The sequence below is a fragment of the Roseivivax isoporae LMG 25204 genome (assembly GCF_000521865.1).
GTDB classification, from domain to species: domain Bacteria; phylum Pseudomonadota; class Alphaproteobacteria; order Rhodobacterales; family Rhodobacteraceae; genus Roseivivax; species Roseivivax isoporae.
In genome coordinates this window covers 1-1974 of record NZ_JAME01000101.1, presented here as the reverse complement: position 1 = coordinate 1974, position 1974 = coordinate 1, and the positions used below count along the sequence as shown (strand labels likewise).

At 65.5% G+C, this 1974-nt stretch carries 3 protein-coding genes; 2 read left to right on the top strand and 1 reads right to left on the bottom strand.

Features of this window, described 5'->3' with window-relative positions:
* Together RISW2_RS25180 and RISW2_RS25865 are read left to right on the top strand one after the other, a co-directional pair.
* On the top strand, positions 1-539 hold a 539-nt coding region (locus RISW2_RS25180; RefSeq protein WP_162164361.1), incomplete at its 5' end, for a hypothetical protein.
* A gap of 60 nt (positions 540-599) precedes the next feature.
* Positions 600-728 carry a hypothetical protein gene (locus RISW2_RS25865; protein ID WP_280113192.1) on the top strand — a complete coding sequence of 43 codons (129 nt, stop codon included), beginning with the start codon at positions 600-602 and terminating at the stop codon, positions 726-728.
* On the opposite strand, the gene RISW2_RS25175 is transcribed toward RISW2_RS25865, so the two are convergent.
* The coding region (locus RISW2_RS25175; protein ID WP_043775646.1) for a hypothetical protein at positions 725-1974 on the bottom strand (1250 nt) is incomplete at its 5' end. The two genes, RISW2_RS25865 and RISW2_RS25175, sit on opposite strands and share 4 nt — an antisense overlap.

Below are 1974 nucleotides of genomic sequence, written 5' to 3'. Positions count from 1 at the left end.
TCGAAACCGGGGCCAGTTCACAGCACTTTAAGGAAAAGCTTCGCTCTGTCCGAAACAACTCGCCTAAAGCCTTCGCGGAACTTCAGCCTAACCTAGAAGATAAGCTAAGGGGTATGCGGCTATTGGCTCGCGTTGGTCAACGTCAACCAATGGGCGCATTCAGTATAGGTCCTGAAGCAACCAAGCTGCTGGAAGGTTTCGGTGCAAAGTGTGCACTTGCTCTTCACTACCGCGCCAGTGGAAAAATTGCTTCTGAAAGTGATAGGATCATGGTCATTATGCGCTCCAATGCGCAACATCTTGAAGAAGGCACTCCTCAACAGCTTTTTGATTATCTTCCCGAGCCTGCCTCTTTAGCGCAGGGAAAGTTTAGCGTGGAAGACATTATAATGTTCTCAAGCAAATATGCCGAGTATGAGAACATTTCGGGGCATTACGTAACATTCAGAACGCTGCTGTTCTTTTTGTTTGTTGGAAATTTGGAGCCGGGAGAAATTCCCGAAGACAAGTTTTACAGACCAGGTTTCCTGCGCAGCTGAATAGTTCGCGTCCTCTACCTCGAATGTCCCTGCGGCCGTCAGGCCAAGGTGGCGTGGCCCATGGATCGGCCGACGCTGCGCTCGGAGATCCTGCCGCGCACCAGGTGCACGCGCTGCCGCCAGCCGGCGACCGACATGCGGATCATCTGGGAGACGTCTGCCAACGCGCTCGAGGGCTTCGCCCACTAACGCACCAGCTCGACGCCGAGCTCGTTCAACCGGATGAGCAGCCAGGCCGCGTGCAGGTGCCGGAGAGCGACCGGGTGCGGGACCTGATCGCGCGCGAGGCGCCGGCGGATCCGCCAGTCGTGCCAGTGCCAGAGGAGGTTGAGCCGACCCCGCGGCAGTTTGCGCCGGCCCCTGTCGATCTCGGCCAATAGGTGTCGCACCGCGGCGCCGCGGGTCGTTGCCGCCGCGTCCGTCGGGGCGTGGTCCGGGAAAGTGCCGAAGACCCTGCCGGAGTTCGGGGACAGCGGTCCGAGCGTCGTAAGGTGGTCTCTCGCATCCGCCGACAGGGCCTTCGCGGCGTTGTCGAACGGCACCTCGAGAAGATCGGGGGCGAGCGCGTGCAGCACGTCTTGGCAGAACTGGAAGTCGCTGCCGACATCGGGACGCGCCTCGGCCGCCTGCCACGCGAGCCTGCTGTCGAGGATCGCCACCTGCGTCTTGTAGGAGGCCGCCTGCCCGCCGTGGAACCGGGCGCGGCCCGTGCGCAGGAAGCGGCGCCACCCCCGGCCGATATCGCCTCCCGCGCGGGCCGTGAGCCGGTCGAGTTCGGCCTCGAAGGCGGCCTGCCAGCGGGACCGGTCCCCCTTGCCGAAGACGCCGTAGGAGCGTCTCATCGTCCGGACGCGGCGCCGGGCCGCCTGCGCGTCCACGATCCACTTCAGGCCGTTCGACGCGTGGCCCGAGAAGTGGATCTCGGAGGGCGGCGAGACCGACACGGGCGTGCGGACCGGGGAATAGGCGCCGGCGGAGGTGGCCCGCCAGGATGCGAGCGCCTCGTCGACGTCGAGCGGGCGCGGCCGTGACGGGCCGAGACCGTTGAGCGCCACGCCGCCCGCCGCGGCCACCTTCCGCGCGATCTCGAAATCGGCCGCGTGCGACCTGTTCGTCAGGCTGCGGATGCCGGTGGCCGCGACGGACGCCGGCCCGTGACGGTCGAGCCAGACATGGAACGCGGTCACCACGCGGCTGTCGATCCCGCCGGAGAGGTGGAACACGAGCGTCAGGCGCGGATCGGCCCGCAGCGTCGCGATCCGGCCAAGCCAGGTCTCGACGAAGGCGTGCAGCGCAGTCGCGTAGCCGGGTGTCGCGGGTTCCGGCATCTCGACGACGCGAAGGCCCTCCGGGCCGATCTCGAGCCGCTCATCGACCCGCAGGACGCGCACCTCGCGCACGGGCGTCTCCGCCGTGGTCAGCTGCTGGAACAGCT

Coding starts and splice junctions, on each gene's coding strand:
- RISW2_RS25865 (WP_280113192.1), top strand. CDS start 600: ATGGATCGGCCGACGCTGCGCTCGGAGATCCTGCCGCGCACCAGGTGC.